This is a genomic window from Erythrobacter sp., assembly GCF_011765465.1.
Taxonomy (GTDB): domain Bacteria; phylum Pseudomonadota; class Alphaproteobacteria; order Sphingomonadales; family Sphingomonadaceae; genus Erythrobacter.
Genome location: NZ_CP050265.1, coordinates 2,063,927 through 2,082,303, shown reverse-complemented (window position 1 = coordinate 2,082,303; position 18,377 = coordinate 2,063,927). Strand labels below are relative to the sequence as shown.

Annotated in this window: 10 protein-coding genes; 9 read left to right on the top strand and 1 reads right to left on the bottom strand. The window is 68.7% G+C overall.

Annotated elements, in window-relative coordinates; translation table 11 throughout:
• The first annotated feature begins 109 nt into the window (after positions 1-109).
• Together G9473_RS09950 and G9473_RS09945 are read left to right on the top strand one after the other, a co-directional pair.
• Positions 110-2,377, top strand: a complete 2,268-nt coding sequence (locus G9473_RS09950; protein WP_291132958.1) for a TonB-dependent hemoglobin/transferrin/lactoferrin family receptor — start codon at positions 110-112, stop codon at positions 2,375-2,377.
• Positions 2,378-2,422: 45 nt separating this feature from the next.
• Positions 2,423-3,430, top strand: coding sequence for a DUF6607 family protein (locus G9473_RS09945; RefSeq protein ID WP_291132956.1), 1,008 nt, complete (start codon positions 2,423-2,425; stop codon positions 3,428-3,430).
• A gap of 80 nt (positions 3,431-3,510) precedes the next feature.
• On the opposite strand, the gene G9473_RS09940 is transcribed toward G9473_RS09945, so the two are convergent.
• Complete coding sequence (locus tag G9473_RS09940) at positions 3,511-4,338, bottom strand: hypothetical protein (protein ID WP_291132954.1); 828 nt, start codon at positions 4,336-4,338, stop codon at positions 3,511-3,513.
• Between the two features lie 82 nt (positions 4,339-4,420).
• On the opposite strand from G9473_RS09940, the gene G9473_RS09935 reads away from it, so the two are divergent.
• The 7 genes from G9473_RS09935 (at position 4,421) to G9473_RS09905 (ending at position 18,367) form a co-directional block, all read left to right on the top strand.
• Positions 4,421-5,089 (top strand): Fe2+-dependent dioxygenase, encoded by a 669-nt coding sequence (locus G9473_RS09935; protein WP_291132952.1) that lies wholly within the window; start codon positions 4,421-4,423, stop codon positions 5,087-5,089.
• Between the two features lie 162 nt (positions 5,090-5,251).
• Positions 5,252-7,618, top strand: a complete 2,367-nt coding sequence (locus G9473_RS09930; protein WP_291132951.1) for an autotransporter assembly complex family protein — start codon at positions 5,252-5,254, stop codon at positions 7,616-7,618.
• Positions 7,618-11,856 carry a translocation/assembly module TamB domain-containing protein gene (locus tag G9473_RS09925; protein ID WP_291132949.1) on the top strand — a complete coding sequence of 1,413 codons (4,239 nt, stop codon included), beginning with the start codon at positions 7,618-7,620 and terminating at the stop codon, positions 11,854-11,856. The genes G9473_RS09930 and G9473_RS09925 overlap by 1 nt, the downstream gene beginning before the upstream one ends.
• A 29-nt stretch (positions 11,857-11,885) precedes the next feature.
• The gene (locus tag G9473_RS09920; RefSeq protein WP_291132947.1) at positions 11,886-12,041 is read left to right on the top strand and encodes a hypothetical protein; all 156 of its coding nucleotides are present in this window, start codon (positions 11,886-11,888) and stop codon (positions 12,039-12,041) included.
• Between the two features lie 215 nt (positions 12,042-12,256).
• The gene (locus G9473_RS09915; RefSeq protein WP_291132946.1) at positions 12,257-13,780 is read left to right on the top strand and encodes an efflux transporter outer membrane subunit; all 1,524 of its coding nucleotides are present in this window, start codon (positions 12,257-12,259) and stop codon (positions 13,778-13,780) included.
• A complete protein-coding gene (locus G9473_RS09910; protein ID WP_291132945.1) occupies positions 13,773-15,152 on the top strand; it encodes an efflux RND transporter periplasmic adaptor subunit in 1,380 nt (459 codons plus the stop codon). The genes G9473_RS09915 and G9473_RS09910 overlap by 8 nt, the downstream gene beginning before the upstream one ends.
• A complete protein-coding gene (locus tag G9473_RS09905; protein WP_291132943.1) occupies positions 15,149-18,367 on the top strand; it encodes an efflux RND transporter permease subunit in 3,219 nt (1,072 codons plus the stop codon). Before G9473_RS09910 ends, G9473_RS09905 begins: the two co-directional genes overlap by 4 nt.
• The last annotated feature ends 10 nt before the right edge of the window (positions 18,368-18,377 follow it).

The following is an 18,377-nucleotide window of genomic DNA, read 5'->3' as shown; positions in this document are numbered from 1 at the left end:
CACAAAAATGCGAATTATTCGCACTAGCGTTAGCATCGGTATTGACTCTCATTCGCAACAAGGGCAGTCGGGCTGCCGTCACTTGTAACACTGTCACATGGGGTCGAATGTGAAGCGTCAAACCGCAACCACCTCGCTCGCCGCGCTCGCGGTCGCGCTGCTCGCCGCAGCGCCCGCATCCGCGGACACCGCAATCGAAGACACCGCCGAAGAAGCCGCTCCGCAGGTCAAGGACGATCCCACGATCGTCGTCACCGCGACCCGCACGCCGGTCAAAATCCAGGAAGTCCCCGCGACCGTCACGGTCTTCACCGACGAGGAGATCGCCGACCAACTGGCGACCGACATCAAGGATCTCGTCCGCTTCGAGCCCGGCGTCACCGTCCGCCGCGCGCCCGCACGCTTCGGCGCGGCTTTCGGGTCCACGGGCCGCGCGCGCAACGAGGATTTCGTCATCCGCGGAATCGGGGGCAACCGCGTGCTGATCCAGGTCGACGGCATCCGCTCGCCCCAGGGCTTCGCCTTCGGCGCGCAGGATGCCGGGCGCGGCGGGTTCGCCGATGTCAGCCTCGTCAAGTCGGTCGAGATCCTGCGCGGCCCCGCCTCGGCGCTATACGGCAGCGACGGGCTCGCCGGCGCGGTCAGTTTCACGACGTCGGACCCGGTCGACCTCATCGGCGCGGACGATTTCGGCGGCTTCGTCTCTTCGCAATATTCGAGCGAGGACGAGGAATTCGCCCTGACCGCGACCATGGCGGGCAAGATCGGCGGCAACCTGTCCGCCATGATCGCCTATACCAGCCGCGATTTCGAGGAGCTCGAAAACCAGGGCGAGATCGGCGGCGTCGGTGAAACGCGGACCGAGCCGAACCCGCAGATCGGGCGGAGCGATGCGGTGCTCGGCAAGCTCGTCTGGGACAACGGAACGCACCGCGTCCGCCTGACCGGCGAATATCTCGATGCCGAGGTCCGCACCGAGGTTCTTACCGCGCTCGGCCCGACCTTCCTGTTCGGCCCCGCGCCGGTCTGGACGGTCGACGCGCTCAATGCCCGCGACACGAACGAGCGCGTGCGCGCCTCGCTCGACTGGACCTATGACGGCGATGCGGACGATGCGATCGAATACGCCTTCCTTTCGGCCTATTGGCAGGATGCCGAAGATCGCCAGTTCGCCTTCGAGGAACGCACACAGCTCGGCTTCATCCCCGCGCCCGATCGCGAGCGGCTCAACACTTTCGAGAACCGGGTCTATGGCGCGGTCGGCGAGGCGCGGAGCTCGTTCACGCTGGGCGGGATGCGGCACCAGGTCGCTTTCGGCGGCGATGTCAGCTTTACCCGGCAGGAGGGCGTGCGTGACGGCACCTTCCCCGGGCGTGGCGAGACGTTCCCGACCCGCGCCTTCCCGGTGACCGATTTCACGCTCGGCGGGCTGTTCCTTTCGGACGAGATCACTTTCGCGGACGGCGCGGTGAAGCTGTTCCCCGCGCTGCGCTTCGATTTCTACGACCTCGATCCGACCGATGACCCGCTGCTCGTCGGCTTCCAGCCCGAAGGCCAGAGCGACAGCCGCCTGTCGCCCAAGCTCGGCGTGACGGTGAACCTGACCGACGAATTCCTGCTTTTCGGCAATTATGCGCAGGGCTTCCTCGCGCCGACGCCGAGCCAGGTGAACAATTTCTTCCAGTTTCCCGCCGGCGGCTACATCTCCGCGCCCAATCCCGACTTGCGCCCCGAAACCAGCGAAAGCTTCGAGGCCGGCGCGCGCTACACCGCGGACGTGTTCTCGGTGCAGGTGGTCGGGTTCAAGGGCGACTATGACGATTTCATCAGCCAGCAGGTCATCAGCGGGTCCTTCACCCCGCAGGACCCGGCGGTGTTTCAGTTCGTCAATTTCGACAGCGTCGAGATCGAGGGGCTCGAAGCGCGTGCGGACCTCAAGCTCGACAACGGGATCACCGGGCGTTTCGCGATGGCCTATGCCAAGGGCGACGTGATCGCGCCCGACGGGACGCGCACCCCGCTCGACACGATCGATCCCTACAACCTCGTCGCGGGGCTGGGCTATCGCGATCCGGCAGGGCGCTTCGGGGGCGAGCTGATCGTCACCCACAATGCCCGCAAGGATGCCGAGGACACCCCGCCCGCCCCCGGCGGCGGCGAACTGTTCCGGCCCGAAGCCTTCACGATCGTCGACCTGACGGCCTTCGTCGAAGTGACCGATGCGATCAAGCTGCGCGCGGGTATCTTCAACCTCACCGACGAGCGTTACATCTACTGGTCCGACGTGCGCGGGCTTTCGGTGGCGGATTCGGGGATCGCGGGCGCCTTCACGAGGCCGGGGCGCAATTTCAGCCTATCTGCAAGCTTCCAATTCTGATTATCGTTTGCAATATACCATTATCTCATGACTCGGAGACCTTCGATGCAAAGACTCACCCGGACCATGCTTGCGAGCGGCCTTGCGGCCATCGCTCTTGTCGCCGTTCCCGCCGCGCCCGCGCTCGCCGACGACCCGATCGTGCGCAGCGAAGCCGCCGACAAGGCCGCGTTCGAAGCCGACCGCGAAACCATCCTGTCGATGGCGGGCGATTACGCGGTCGTTTTCGATATGCAGGAATCGACCCCTTGGATGGAAGGCTACGAGCCGCTCGATCGCAAGGTGTCGAGCGGCTACGAATCGGTTCGGGTGATCGAGGATACGGGCGAGAAAATCGTTCTCCAGCATCTCCTGGTGGTCGACACCAAGGACGGGCCCTATGTCGTGAAGCACTGGCGGCAGGACTGGCAGTACGAGCCCGAGGAAATCCTCGTCTTCAAGGGCGGCGATACCTGGGAAATGGAAGAAGTGCCCGAGGCCATGCGCAATGGCCGCTGGTCGCAGACCGTCTATCAGGTCGACGACAGCCCGCGCTATGCCGGCTGGGGCCAGTGGGAGGAGACCCACGGCGTCAAGCGCTGGCGTTCGAACTGGACCGCCCGTCCGCTCGCTCGCCGCGATGCGGTGCGCGACCCGATCTACGACCGCTATGTCGGCATCAACCGCCACCAGATCACGCCCGAGGGCTGGATCCACTGGCAGGACAACACCAAGATGATGCCCGCCGAGGACGGTTCGGGCGAACTCGTCCCGGTGGTGCAGGAATACGTGCTCAACACCTATGAGCGTTATGACGGTTACGAAGTCGCCGCGGCCGAGGAATACTGGTCCAAGACCAAGGACTACTGGGAAGCGATCCGCGATGCCTGGGACCGGGTCGCGGCGGAGAACGGCGGCATCCGCATCCCGCAGAACCCCGAAGTCGGCACGACCATGGCGGGCGACCTGCTCAAGATGGCGGACGCGATCAAGAAGGGCGAAATGGCTTCCGACGAAGCGAGCGCCAAGGCGGTCGCGCTGATCGAGGAAGGCACCGCGCGCAGCGGCGGCTGACTTCCCGCGCCACCATGCGCACGAAAAAGGGCGGGATGCGGACTCCACCGCATCCCGCCCTTTTCGCGTTTCGGCCCGGCCTATTGCGGCAGGTCGAGCAGCACGCGCGAGGCGAGGGCGGACACCTGCCCGGCCGGGGCGGGGTACGCCGGCGGGATCGGCGCGCCTTCGGGCCACAGGCCGAGCATCCGGTCCAGCGTCGCGGCGACCTTGCCCGCGGCCTCACCTTCTAGGTCGTCGGCCAGCGCGCGCGCCACGGTGACGAAGCCCCAGGCATCCTGGTATTCCGCAGCATCGCTGACCTTGCCGTTCGAGAGCGCGGCGGCATATTCCTCGCTCGTCACTTCCATCAGGAAACGGATCACCTCGGCCGGGTCGCCGCCTGCCGCCTCGCGCATCGCGGCGAGGTTGTCCTCCGCCGCTTCGAGCTGAGGTTCGACTTCGCCCGCGGGTTTCCCCTGTTCGAGCGCGGTCGAAACGCTGCGGAAGGTGTCGGGCTCGAAGCCCAGACGGTCGAGCCCCGCGCGTTCGGCCTCATAGCCTTCGGACACCGGGTGCATCAGGTGCGGCGCGGCGGCTTCGGCCTCGCCCGCGCGGTAAAGCGCGATGCCGGCCGCGACATGGCCCGACATGAAGGCGAGCCGCTGCGGCACGGGCAGCGCGCCGATGCCGGAGCCGGATTCGCCGCCTTCGCCGCCTTCTCCTTCGCCACTCTCGCCTCCTTCGCCTTCGCCGCTTTCGCCGCCCTCTCCTTCGCCGCCTTCGCCCATTTCGCCTGCGGGGGCGGTCTGTGCGGCCTCGCCGCCTTCCCCGCCTTCGCCGCCCTCTCCGGCGCACCCGGCCAGGCCCGCGCCCGCCAGCGCGGTCGCAAGGCCGAGGCCCGCCCATGTCTTAAGCTCGACTTTCATATTGCCTCCTCTGGCGATAATCCGATGATGCGCTCTATCGCGAAGGGCGGCTTTTGCAAATCATTATCAGGTTGAAGCGCCCATGATCCTCACTGTCCGCGCCGTCGAAGACCCGGCCCCGCTCGCCGCCCGCATCGAGCGGCTCGAATGGCGTGATGGGCGGGCGACCGCGGGCGCGACGGCGAAAGCGGTCAAGCGCAACCTGCAGGCCGTGCTCAAGGGCCGTGAGGGCGAGGCGCTGCATGGCGACCTCCTGGGCCTCGTCGCCGACAACCCGGTGGTGAAAGCCGCCGCCCAGCCGCGGCGCTTCTCGCGCCTGCTGCTCAGCCGGACCGAGGACGGCGGGCATTACGGCGCCCATGTCGACAACGCGCTGATGGGCACGGGCGAGGAGCGGATGCGCACCGACATTTCCTTCACCCTGTTCCTGTCACCGCCCGAGGATTACGAAGGCGGCGAGCTCGTCGTCTACGCCGCCGGAATGACCCAGTGGATCAAGCCGCAGGCGGGCGAACTCGTGCTCTATCCCTCCTCCAGCATCCACGAAGTCCGTCCGGTGACGAAAGGCGCGCGGGTCGCCTGCGTCGGCTGGATCGAGAGCTGGATCGCCGACCCTTCGCAGCGCGAGATGCTGTTCGACCTCGAGAACCTGCGTGTTTCGCTGCGAGCCAGCCTGCCGCGTCAGTCCGCCGAATTGCTCACTCTCGACAAGACCATAGCCAACCTTCTGCGAATGTGGGGCCGACGTTGAGCCGCGACGTGCCGCAACGCACGCCAGCCACACCTTGTCGCGCGGACAGCACGTCTCGGAACCGCCTCATGCCCGCGCAGCTTATTTGTCTTGCGGTGGAATTTGCACCGCGCAAGACAGACGATGCGGGACACGGCGCGAGGCCGAGGGGAGGCATGAGGAATGAGCCCGGAAGGGTCGCGGCAGGCCAGGCTAAGGCGGTGGGCTCGCTTCGCGGGCGCGTCCTGCTTCGCCCTTGCCCTTGCGGGAGGATTCGCGCTCGATGCCTCGCCGGCCTGCGCGCAGCAGGCCGATCCCGCGCCCGAACCGACGATCGGAAGCGATGAGCCGATCGAGATTCCGCCGCCGCCGCCCGGTGCGCAATTGCCCGAGCCCGAACCGATCATCACCGAGGAGGAATTCGAGCGCCGCGTGCCCGATCTCGCGCCGGAAGACGACCCCGCGTTCGACGAACCGCTCGAGACGATCGAGGAATTCGAACGCCGCATGGCCGGTGCGCCCGCCCAGGCAGAGCCGCCGCGCGGCACGAGCGAGCCCGCTCCGCTGGGCGAGGCGGACCTTGCCGATGGCGACCCCATCGAAGCGATCGGCGACGCCCCGATAAGCGACAGGGCGCTGACCGACCCGCTCCAGCCGCTCGAAAGCTTCGAGCTCGAACCCGTCACCTTCGAGGACGACGGCGGACCGCCTGCCGAGCCTGCCGAAATTCCTTATGAAATCGTGCTGGCCGGACTGGAGGAGGCCGATGCGGAAACCGCCGCGAACCTGCGCGACCGCTTCTTCGAATTGTCCGCCCTCGAAGCGGGGGACGGGGACGCGGCCAACATCGCGCAGCTCAACGCCCGGCTCGCCGAGGACGCGGAACTGGCGAAGCGCCTGCTCGCTGCGCAGGGCTGGTTCGGTGCGCGGGTGCGGACCCGGCTGGTGCGCGGCGAGGGGGAGGACGACGCATCCCCGCTCGTCGCCCGGATCGAGATCGATCCCGGCCGGCGCTACAGCTTCGCCGAGATCAATATCGATGCCCCGCCGATAGAGCCGCCGGACCTGATCCGCGAGACGCTCGCGCTCGAGGTCGGCGCGCCGATCGTCGCCACGAAGGTCCAGGCCGCCGAGGCGCGGGTCGCGGTGCGCCTGCCGCAGGAAGGCTATCCCTTCGTCGAGATCGGAACACGCGACATCCTGCTCGACCGCGACACCGGCGGCGGGGTTTACACCCTGCCGGTCGATCCCGGCCCGCGCTCGGTCTTCGGCGGGATCGAGACCAGCGGCGACCTCGCTTTCGGCGCGGAGCACATCGCCGAAATAGCCCGGTTCGAGCGGGGCGAGCCCTATGACAGCCGGATGCTCAACGATCTCAGGAAGGCGCTGGTGGCGACCGGCCTGTTCGACACGGTCGCGGTCTATCCCCAGCCGACCGGAGAGGAAGCTGGGGAGGGCCGCGAATATGCGCGCATCAGGGTCGAACAGGATGCCGGCCCGCCTCGCACGATCGCGGGCAATGCCGGGTTCGGCACGGGCCGCGGCTTCAGCGTCGAGGGCAGCTGGACCCACCGCAACCTCTTCCCGCCCGAAGGCGCGTTGTCCGTGCGCGCGCTCGCGGGGACGCAGGAACAGGCCGTCGGCGCCAGTTTCCGGCGGTCCAATGCCGGGCGGCGCGACCGCACTTTCGAGATCACCGCCGATGCCCTGCGGTCCGATTTCGAAGCGTTCCAGGCGCTCACCGGCCGCATCGCCGCGCTCGTGCGCTACGATTCCACCCCGATCTGGCAGAAGCGCATCACCTACGCCTATGGCGCGCGGCTGATCATATCGAGCGAGGAGGATTTCAACGACCGCTCGCTCCTTTTGCGGCGGCGGCTGTTCAAGATCGTCGGCCTGACGGGGCAATTGGGCTATGACACGACCGACAGCCTGCTCGACCCGACCGAGGGGTTCCGGTTGACCGCGCTGGTCGAGCCGGAGGGCTCGTTCGAGCAGGACTTCACCCCCTATGTCCGCGCGCAGTTCGACGGGTCGGCCTATTACCCGGCCGGGGATTCGCTGGTGCTCGCCGGGCGCGTGCGGCTCGGTACGATCCAGGGGATCGACCGCTTCAGTCTCGCGCCCTCGCGGCGGTTCTATGCGGGCGGCGGCGGGTCGGTGCGCGGGTTCGGATTCCAGGAACTCGGCCCGCGCCTGCGGGTCGTGAATCCGAACTTCCCCGATCCCGGCGAGATCGAGCCCGGCACTGACCCGGAAGACCTGCCCGATCCCTTCGTCTTTCGCCCTATCGGCGGGCGCAGCCTGTTCGAGGCGGCGGCGGAAGTGCGCTACCGCTTCGGCGATTACGGCATCGCGGCCTTCGTCGATGCCGGGCAGGTCTACCAGGAAAGCCTGCCGCAATTCGACGACATCCGTTTCGGCGTCGGCATCGGCGGGCGCTACTACACCAATTTCGGCCCCGTAAGGGTCGATGTCGCCGTGCCGATCGACCGGCGCACGGGCGAGAGTTCCTTCGCGGTCTATGTCTCGATCGGGCAGGCGTTCTGATGGCCGAAGAAGCCGCTGCCCCGGATGAGGATCGCCGCTCGTGGCCCAGGCGCATCGCGCGCTGGTCGGCAATCGCGCTCGCCGTGCTGGCGGGGCTGGTCGCGCTCGCGCTGATCGGGATCAACACCCCGCCGGGCAAGGATTTCCTCAAGCGCCAGGTCGAAGGGCTCGAATTCGAGAACGGCCTCGAAATCGGCATCGGGCGGCTCGAGGGCTCGCTCTACGGCAATCTCGTCATCCGCGATCTGGAATTGCGCGACCCGCAGGGCGTCTTCGCCAGCGCCGAGCGCGCGACGCTCGACTGGCGGCCCTTCGCCTTCATCGGCAATCGGCTCGACATCCGCTCGCTCTCCAGTCCCGAGGTCGTGATCGAGCGCCTGCCCGAATTCGCCGAGACCCCGCCGGACGACGCGCCGCTGCTGCCCGGTTTCGACATCGACATCGACCGGCTGGTGATCGACCGTATCGTGGTCGGCGAGGCGGTGACGGGCACGCGGCGGGTCCTCACGCTCAAGGGGGAGGCCCATGTCGAGGCGGGCCGCGCGCAGGTTTCCGCCGACCTTGCGACCCTGCCGGTCGAAGGCGCGCCCGGCCCGGCGCGCGCGGGAGACAGGCTCGCGCTGACGCTCGACGCCGTGCCCGAGGAGAACCGCCTCGACCTCGCGCTCGACCTTTCGGCCCCCGAGGACGGCGTGATCGCCGCGCTCGCGGGCCTGTCGCAGCCGCTCGAGGCGCGGCTTTCGGGCGAAGGCGACTGGGCGAAATGGGACGGAGAGCTCACCGCCGACCTTGCGGGCGAGGAGCTTGCCCGGCTCGGCCTTACCGCGCGCGACGGCACCTTCGGGATCGCGGGCACGGCGCGCGCCGGTCGCCTGTTCGCCGGGACCACGGCCAGTCTGCTCGCACCCGAGGTCGCGATCGACCTCACGGCTGATCTCGAAGGCTCGCTCGCCGCGATCGAGGGCACGCTGGCGAGCGATGCCTTCCGTCTCGCTGCGCAGGGCGGGGTCGATATCGGGGCGAGCACTTTCGACGAACTCGCGCTCGATTTCCGTCTGCTTCGCCCCGCCGCGCTGACCGATGCCTTTTCAGGGCGCAATATCGCCGCGGACCTCGTGCTCGACGGGGCGTTCGCCACTCCGGTCGTGGATTATCGCGTCACCGCCGACCGGCTCGGCATTGCGGGCGTCACCTTCATGGGCCTCGCCGCCTCGGGCGTGTCCCGGCGCGAGGACGGGGTGCTGACCATCCCGCTCGACGCGCGCGCGGGACGCATCACCGGGATCGACACCGCCGCCGGAGGCCCGCTTGCCAACCTGCGTCTCACCGGGGCCTTCGCGCTCGAAGGGGACCGCCTGCTCGCCGACAACCTGCGCCTCACCTCGCGCCGGATCGACGCGCGCGGGACCGTGCTCGCGAACCTTGCCGAAGGGCGCTATTCGGGTTCGGTCGACGGACGGATCGACGATTACCGGATCGAGAGCGTCGGCATTTTCGACGTCGGCGCGGATGTCGAACTGACCGCGGGCAGCGCGGGCGATTTCGCGGTGCGCGGGCGGGTGCGCACCCGCTCGCAGCGTATCCTCAACGAAGGCGTGCGCGATTTTCTCGGCGGCGAGGCGGTCGCGGCGAGCGATATCGCCTACACTTCGGACGGGCGGCTGCGGCTGTCGAATCTCGAGCTGCGCGCACCCGAACTCGAAGTCACCGGCGGCAGCGGCTTCTACGCGCTCGACGGGCGGATTGCGCTCGACCTCGGCGGGACGAGCGAGGCCTACGGCCCCTTCGCGCTGGCGGTCGACGGGACGATCGCCGACCCCAATGCCGTCCTCACCGCCGAAAGACCCGGCCTCGGCGTGGGCCTTGCCAATCTCAACGCACAGATCGAGGGCGCGGAAGACGGCTATCGCCTCGTCGCGACCGGGGACACCGACTACGGCCCGATCGAAGGGGATTTCGTGCTCGGCACGGGCGAGACGCTGACGCTCGACATAACCCGCGCCGATTTCGCCGGGATCGCGCTGTCGGGCTCGCTCGAACAGAGCGCGGCGGGGCCTTTCGTCGGGCGGCTCGATGCGAGCGGGCGCGGGATCGACGGGATCGTGCGGCTCGATGCGAAAGGCGAATACCAGGAGGCGCTCGTCAACCTGCGCGCCGAAAATGCCGATCTCGGCGGCCCGCTCGACCTGTCGATCGGCGCGGCGCGCGTCGACGCGCGGATCGTGCTCTACGACAGTCCGCGCATCGTCGGGGAGGCGGACATTGCGCGGGCCAATTTCGGCGCGCTCAACATCAACGCCGCCAAGGCCAAGATCGACTATGCGGGCGGGACCGGCACGGCGCGCATCCTCGCCGAGGGGACGAGCGGCGCGCCTTTCCGCATCGCCGCCAATGCCGAACTGAAACCCGACCTGTGGCGCGCGGCGCTGAACGGGCGCGTGCGCGGCATTCGGTTTCGCACGACAAGCCCCGCGCGGATCGTGCCCGGCACGCAAGAGGGTGAAGGGACATACGAACTCCTCCCCACCCGCATCGCGGTGGGCGATGGCAGCCTGCGGCTTGCCGGGCGCTATGGCGAGGGGCTGGTGGTACAGAGCCGTCTCGAAGAACTCGACATTGCGCTGGTTAATGCCTTCGTCCCCGGCCTCGGCCTCGGCGGCACGGCGAGCGGCAGCCTCGATTTCGCGCAAAGCGCGCCCGATGCCTTTCCGCGCGCCGATGCCCGCCTCAAGATTTCCGATTTCAGCCGTGCGACCGCCGCCGCGGTGAGCGAGCCGATCGAGATCAATTTCGTCGGCAAGCTGCTCGCCGACGGGGGGGAGGCGCGCGCCGTCGCGAGGCGGCGGGGGGCGGTGATCGGGCGCATGATCGCCTCGCTGCGCCCGCTCGGCCCCGGCGCGGGGCCGTGGACCGAGCGCCTGCTTGAAGCCCCGCTCGGAGGGGGCTTGCGCTACAACGGCCCGGCGGCGACCCTGTTCTCCTTCGCCGGCCAGCCCAACCAGACGCTTCAGGGCACGATCGGCGTCGCGGCCGATTTCGGCGGGCGGGTCGACAATCCCGAACTGGCCGGCATCGTGCGCGCGCAGTCGCTGCAATATTCGAACCAGCTTTACGGCACGCGCCTCACCGACATGGCGATTGCGGCCCGGTTCGACGGCTCGCGGCTGGAGATCGAGCGGCTCGCAGCGGACGCGGGGGAGGGGCGCGTTTCGGCACAAGGCTTCGTCAGCCTGTCGTCCGAAAGCGGCTACCCGATGGACCTCACCGCGACGCTCGACAACGCCCGGCTTGCCCGCAGCGATTCGGTCTCGGCCCGCGCCACCGGCCAGTTGCGGTTGACCAAGGCGGCGGGTGAGACGGCACTGCTGTCGGGCGAGATCCGCCTGCCCGAAACGCGCTACCGCATTGTCCGGCAGGGCGCGGCCGAAGTGCCCGAACTCGAAGGCGTGCGCTTCAAGGAAAAGGCCGGGCCGAAACGCATCACCGGCGACGAGGCGGCGACGACCGGGCCGGGCCTGTTCGGCAAGGTGCGGCTCGACGTCGCGCTGCGAGCCCCCGACGAGCTTTACGTCTCGGGCATGGGGCTCGAAAGCGAATGGAGCGCCGACCTCAGGCTTGCAGGGACCAGCGCCGACCCGCGCGTTTCGGGGACGATCAACCTCGTGCGCGGGACGCTGGGTTTCGCGGGGCGCTCGTTCGATCTCGAGCGGGGCCGGCTGGGCTTCGTCGGCGGGCGCGAGATCAACCCGACGATCGACCTCGCGGCGAGCGAGCGGATCGAGGACGTGACCGTCACCGTCAGCGCCACGGGGCGCGCCTTCGAGCCGCAGATCGCCTTCGAGAGCACGCCCTCGCTGCCGCAGGACGAAGTGCTCAGCCGCATCCTGTTCGGCTCCTCGATCGCCAACCTCTCCGCGATCCAGGCGGTGCAGCTTGCCGCCTCGCTCAATTCGCTGCGCTCGACGGGCGGCGGGTTCAACCCCCTCGGCAGCCTGCGTTCGGCGACCGGGATCGACCGGCTGCGCGTTCTCGGTTCGGACGAGGCGAGCGGGCGCGGCACGGCGGTCGCGGCGGGGCAATACATCACCGACGACATCTACGTCGAATTCATCACCGACGCGCGCGGCTTCACCGCGACCCAGATCGAGATCAGCCTCACCCGGACCCTGTCGGTGCTGAGCCAGACCGGCGGGTCGGGCGCGACCAATGTCAACGTTCAGTATTCGAAGGATTACTGATGCTTCGCCCTCTCCGGTTTTGCGGCTTGTTGAGCTTGTACATCCTTTCGGGGGCCTGCGCGGAAGAGCCCGATTTCGACACGCGCTACGAGGAGGCGGAGAAGGAAATTTCCGCAAAGGCCGAGGCGATCGACGCCGAACTCGCGGGGGATTCTGAAGAAGCCAAAGGCGAAACCGAGCGTTGAGCCGCAGGAAGGCTGCGTTGATGTGCCCTTCCAGCCGGAACCATCGAGCGGCTTTTCCCGTTGGACCGCTGTAACCGGCAAGTCACGCCTGAATGGAGCAGCGGGAGTCTTTGAGTGCCTCTTGGGGATCGAGCAGCATCTATTCAGGCTTTCCGTGACCAAAATAGCCGCGTCTATCCAGAGAAACGCGCTCTGATTACAGACCTTATTGAATCGTGAGGCGCGGCGCAGTCTCCCTTGCCGCAGGCGCCGCCTGTCTGTCGGCCTGCGCCGTCACTCCCCCGCAGGCGCCGGTCCCGCCCGCCGCGCAGGCGCTGCCCCAAGCCTATGGCACGGCGGGCGCGCGCGGCGACTACGAGCCGGCGCGCTGGTGGCGAAGCTACGATGACCCCGCGCTCGATGCGCTGGTCGAACGCGCGCTCGCCGCCAATCTCGACGTGGCCGAGGCTATCGCGCGGATCGAAGAGGTCGAGGCGCGCTATCGCCGCGAACGCGCCGCGCTTTTCCCGCAGGTCAACGCCTCGACCGAGGCGAATTACGCCAACCAGCCCGCCACCGGGCTCGGCGCGGCGCTCGGCAATGCGGCGCGGGGTCGGGGCGGGGAAGGACAGCCGGGCGAGGGTGGCGGCGAACCACCCGGACAAGCGCCCGAAACCGGCCCGCAGCGCTTCTCCTTCTCGACCTATACAGCGCAGGTGCAGGCCTCGTGGGAAGCCGACATCTGGGGCCGCCTCACCAACCGCGCCCGCGCGGCCGACGCGAACTATCGCGCGACCCGCGCCGAACTCCAGGCGGTCCGCATCCGCATCGCTAGCGAGGTCATGCGCAATTATTTCGACCTCGTCGAAACCGAGCAGTTGCGCGACCTTTCCGAGCAGCAGGCCGACATCCTCGGCGAGCGGGTCGACCTTGCCGAACGCGCCTTCCTGCGCGGGATCGGCTCGTCCTTCGAGCTCATCAGCTTGCGCGAAAGCCGCCGCGAGGCCGAGGCGAACGTCCCCCGGCTCGAAGCCGCGCTGACCCGTGCCAAGGCCCGGCTTGCGGTGCTGATCGGGGACTATCCGGGCAGGGTCGACGAATTCCTTGCAGGTGTCGGGCGACTCACTGTCACCCTACCGATGGAGGCGGTTCCCGCGGGTCTGCCGGCGCGCCTGCTCGAAGCCCGGCCCGACATCGCGGCGGCGCGCGCGCGGCTTGACGCGGCGCGTTACGGCGTGGCGGCGGCCGAAGCGGCGCGGCTTCCGCAGCTTACCCTGAACGCGAGCGGCGGGCTGGAAGGCAATGAGCCGTCGGGCGCGTTCGATCCGCAGAACTGGTTCGTGAACCTCCTCGGCGCATTGACCGCGCCGATCTTCGATGCCGGGCGCATCGGCGCGCAGATCGACATCAGCCAAGCGCAGATGCGCCAGCGCGCGGTCGCCTATGGCAACACCGTGCTCGACGCCTTCGCCGAGGTCGAAACCGCGCTCGCCCGGCACGCGGCGGCGGCCGAGCGGGTGCGTCTGATCGCCGCCGACCTCGACGGAGCGCGGCAGGCCGCCGACCTCCAGCTGCGCCGCTTCGAACGCGGGACGGGCGCGTACTCCGACTGGCTCGACGCGCGGCTCAACGTGCTGAACTCGCGCCGCCTGATGGTCGAGGCCGAGCGCGCGGTGGCCGAGGCGCGGCTCGGCGTGCACCGCTCGCTCGGCGGGGCGTGGAAGCGCGAATGGCTGGCGAAGGCGGGTGACGATGGCTGAAGGCGACGCCCGCGAGGAAGACGATGCTCCCGACAAGCGCAAGTGGCGGCTCATCGCGCTCGGCGTGCTGCTGGCGGGCGTGGGGATCGCCGCCGCGCTGTGGCTGCTGCGCCCGCAGCAGCAGGGCGAGGAGCCGCCCGACCGCCCACCGCTCGTCAGCACTATCCGGGCAGAGCAGCGCAGCGAACCGATCCGCGTGACCGGTCAGGGCAATGTACGTGCGGCGAGCGAGGTCGGCCTTGCCCTGCAGGTCGGCGGACGGGTGACCTGGGTCAGCCCCGCCTTGCGCGAAGGCGAGCGCGTGCGCCGCGGCGAGACGCTGGTGCGGATCGAAAGCGCCGATTACGCCGCCCGCGCCGATCAGGCCCGCGCCGAGCTGGAGCAGGCGCGCGTCGATCTCGCACAGGCCGAGGAGGCGAGGGCGACGCGCGCGGAGGAATTCGACCGCCTGCGCGAGCGGCTGGAGGAAGGCTCTGCCCGCGGGCCCGATCCGATCGAGGGCGATTTCGTGCGACCGGGCGAAGCGGGAGATGACGGCACAGCCGAACTCGCCGAAGATCCCTCGCCGCTGGCGCTGGGCGAACGACAGGTCGATGCCGCCGAAGCGGCCCTGGCGGGGGCGCGGGCGCGGCTCGCTGCCGCTCGCCGCGATGTCGCGCGCACGCGGCTGACCGCGCCCTTCACCGGCGTGGTGCGCTCGAAATCGGTCGAGCGGGGGCAATTCGTCCAGCCGGGTGAGCAATTGGCCGAACTCTACGATGCAGGCACGCTCGAAGTCGCCGTCCCGCTCACCCAGCGTAAGGCGGCGCTCATCCCGCGCGTCTTCGCGCCCGTCATGGGCGGGACATCCTCTGGCGCCCCCGCCACCGTGCGGGTCGATTTCGGCGGAACCCGGTGGGCGTGGGACGCCGTGGTCGAAGGGGCCGAGGGGACAATCGACCCGCAGACCCGCACACTCGACGTGGTGGTGCGCGTATCCGATCCGGTCGCAGGCGGGCGCGCCCTATCCGGCGCCGAAGCCGCAGGCGAGGCGCCCCCTCTCCTCCCCGGCTTCTTCGCCGATGTCGAATTCCTCGGGGAGACGCCGCAGACCTATTTCGCCATTCCCCGCGAGGCGCTGCGTTCGGGCGGGCGCGTCTGGGCGGTGCGGGACGGGCGGATCGCCTTCGTTCCCGTGACCGTGATCGCGCGCGAAGGGCCGCAGACCTATGTCACCGCCCCGGGCCTCGAAGATGGCGAGCGGATCGTCACCGGCGAGCTTCCCTCGGCCACCGAAGGCATGGAGGTGAGAACCGGCGAGGACCGTTCCACCCCCGCGCTCGATGCGAGCGAAAGCGGGGGCGAGCCGTCGGCCTTCGGGGACGAAGGATGAAGGGCCCGATAGCATGGATGGCGCGGAACGGGGTCGCGGCGAACCTCCTGATGTTGCTCCTGCTCGTCGCGGGCGCCATCAGCATCCAGCAGGTGCCGACCAAGGTCTTTCCCGAATTCGCCCTCGGCGCGGTGCAGGTCGAGGTCGAATATCGAGGCGCTTCGCCGGGAGAGATCGAGGAATCGGTCATTCGCCCGATCGAGGAGAAGATCGAAGCGGTCGAGGGCGTCGACGAGATCACCGCCACCGCCGCCGAAGGGCTGGGCATAGTCACCGCGCAATTGAAACAGGGCGTTTCCGCCTCGCAGAAGGTCGACGAGATCCAGGCCGAGGTGAACCGCATCACCAGCCTGCCCGAACGTGCCGAACGGCCGCAGGTGAGCGAGCTGACCAATCGTCAGCGGGTCGTCGAATTGCTCATCCACGGCGACGCGCCGCCCGCCAGCCTCAAGGAAATCGCCTATCGCTTCGAGGACGAACTCGCCGCGCGCGAGGCGATCTCGCTGGTGCAGGTGTCGGGCGTGCGCGACGACGAGATTTCGGTCGAGGTCTCCAAGGATGCCCTGCGCGCCTATGGCCTGTCCCTGCCCGAGATCGCGCAGCGCATCGGGGCCAACAGCGTCGACCTGCCGGCGGGCGATGTCGAAACCGAGGGCGAGGACATCCTCCTGCGGGTCGAGGAGCAGAACTATTCGCGCGTCGATTTCGAGGATATCGTGCTGCTCGCCAACCGCGATGGGGCGCAGGTCCGGCTCGGCGACATTGCCACCGTCACCGACGGCTTTCGCGACAGCGGCCTCGTCACCCGCTACCGCGGCGAGCCTGCGGCCGCGGTGCAGGTGTTTCGCGTCGGCGACGAACAGGCGCTCGACATCGCGGCCGAGGTCGAAAGCTACATCGCCGAAGCCGAGGCGAGCCTGCCCCCGGGCGTATCGGTCGACATCTGGCAGAACGAGGCGAACGAGCTGCGCAGCCGCCTCTCCCTGCTGATCGAGAGTGCGGTGCTGGGCGCGATCCTCGTCGTCGTCACGCTCGCGCTGTTCCTCGACCTGCGCGTCGCGTTCTGGGTGTCCTTCGGGATCGTCGTCTCCTTCGTCGGGACTTTCGCGGTGATGGGGTTGGCCGATCTTTCGATCAACCAGCTCTCGCTGTTCGGCTTCATCCTCGCACTCGGCATACTGGTCGACGACGCGGTCGTGGTGGGCGAGAACATCTATGCCGAGCGCGAGAGGGGCCGCAGCGGCGAAGAGGCCGCGATCGCGGGCGCGCAGCGGGTGGTGCGCCCGGTCGTATTCGCGATCCTGACGACGATGACCGCCTTCTCGCTGCTGGTCTTCCTGCCCGGCACGACCGGCAAGTTCCTCTACGCCATTCCCGTCATCGTGATCATCGCGCTGGGCCTCTCGCTCGTGGAATCGCTCTTCATCCTGCCGCACCACCTCTCGGGCATGAGAGAGGGTGAGCCCGACAACCGCATCCTGCGCGCGCATGGTCGACTCAGGGCATGGTTCGACGACAAGCTCGCCCGCTTCCGCGAGGGGCCGCTCGACCGGGCGGTGCGCTTTGCCGTGGCGCATTACATGGTGGTGATGGCAGGCGTGGTCGGCCTGTTCGCGGTGGTCGGCGTGCTGTTTTCGGCGGGCTACATCAAGTTCGTCTTCTTCCCCCAGATCGAAGGGCAGTTCGTCACCGCCGAGCTCGAGATGCCGCAGGGCACGCCCGCGCCGGTGACGCTCGCTGTGGCCGAATACGTGCGCGAGGCGGGCGGTCGGGTGGCCGAGAGGCTGGAGGAGGGGCGCGGGGGCAGCAGCGAGGATGACCCGCCGCCGCTGCTCGAGGGGACTTACACCACCATCGGCCGAGCGCCCGCCGCGGGGCAGGGGCCGGGCAATGCCTCGACGCCCTTCGTCCAGCCGAGCCTCGCCACGATCCGCTTCAAGCTGTCCGACCCCGACACGCGCGAGATCACATCGCGCGCCTTCCAGGAAAAGCTGCGCGAGGAAGTCGGCGAGGTCGCGGGGGCGCGCAACCTGTCGTTTTCGGCGAGCCTCGTTTCGGTCGGCGCGCCCATCGTGGCCGAGCTGTCGGCGGGCAGCGAGGCCGAATTGCAGCGCGCGGTCGAACGCGTGCGCGCCGCTCTTGCCGAAGAGCCCGGCGTGGTCGAAATCCGCGACGACCTGACGCGGGGCCAGCGCGAACTCGAACTGGAACTCAAGCCCCAGGCGCGCAATTTCGGCCTCACCCGGCAGGACCTCGCGCAGCAGGCCCGCGCGGCGACCTTCGGGACCGAGGCGGTGCGGATCCAGCGCGGGCGCGAGGAAGTGCGCGTCTATGTCCGCCTGCCCGAGGACGAGCGCGACGCGATCGAGGATCTCGCCGATTACCGCATCCGCCCGCCCGGCAGCCCGGCGAGCATCCCTTTCGGCGAAGTCGCGGACATCGGATACGGCGCGGCCCCCTCTACTATCGACCGGCGCAATGGGCAGCGGATCATCACGGTCACCGCCGACGTCCTTCCGGGCGTGACGACGGGGTCGGAAGTCACCGCGCGGCTCGGCAATGAGGTGCTGCCGCAAATCAGGCAGGAAATCCCTAGCCTCGAATGGAACTTCGGCGGCGAACAGCGCGAACAGGGCGAGGTCGTGCCCGCCTTGCTGCGCAATCTCGTGCTCGCCCTGTTCGCGATCTACGCCCTGCTCGCCGTGCCGCTCAAATCCTATACCCAGCCGCTGGTGATACTTTCCGCCGTGCCGTTGGGGCTGGTGGGGGCGGTCTTCGGGCATCTGCTGCTGGGGCTCGACCTCACGATCCTCAGTCTGTTCGGGATCGTCGGGCTGGCGGGCGTGGTGATCAACGATGCCTTGCTGCTGGTCGATTTCATGAACGAACGCCGGATCGAGGGCGAGGACATGGGCACCGCGATCGTCGAGGCGGCGAAAAGCCGCTGGCGCCCGATCCTGCTGACCTCGATGACCACCTTCTTCGGCATCCTCCCGTTGATCGCGGCGCAGAGCGTGCAGGCGCGCTTCCTCGTGCCGCTGGCGGCGAGCGTTGCCTTCGGCATCCTGTTCGCGACTTTTGTGCAGATGGTGGTCGTGACCGCTCTGGCAAAGGCCCATGCCGATACGATGGTCGCGGTGAAAAGCCGTCTCAAGGGCAAGCGCCCGGAGGACGTCGAGGTGGTGCACGCCGACACGGCGGGGGCGACTTCGTAAAGCTGTGCGC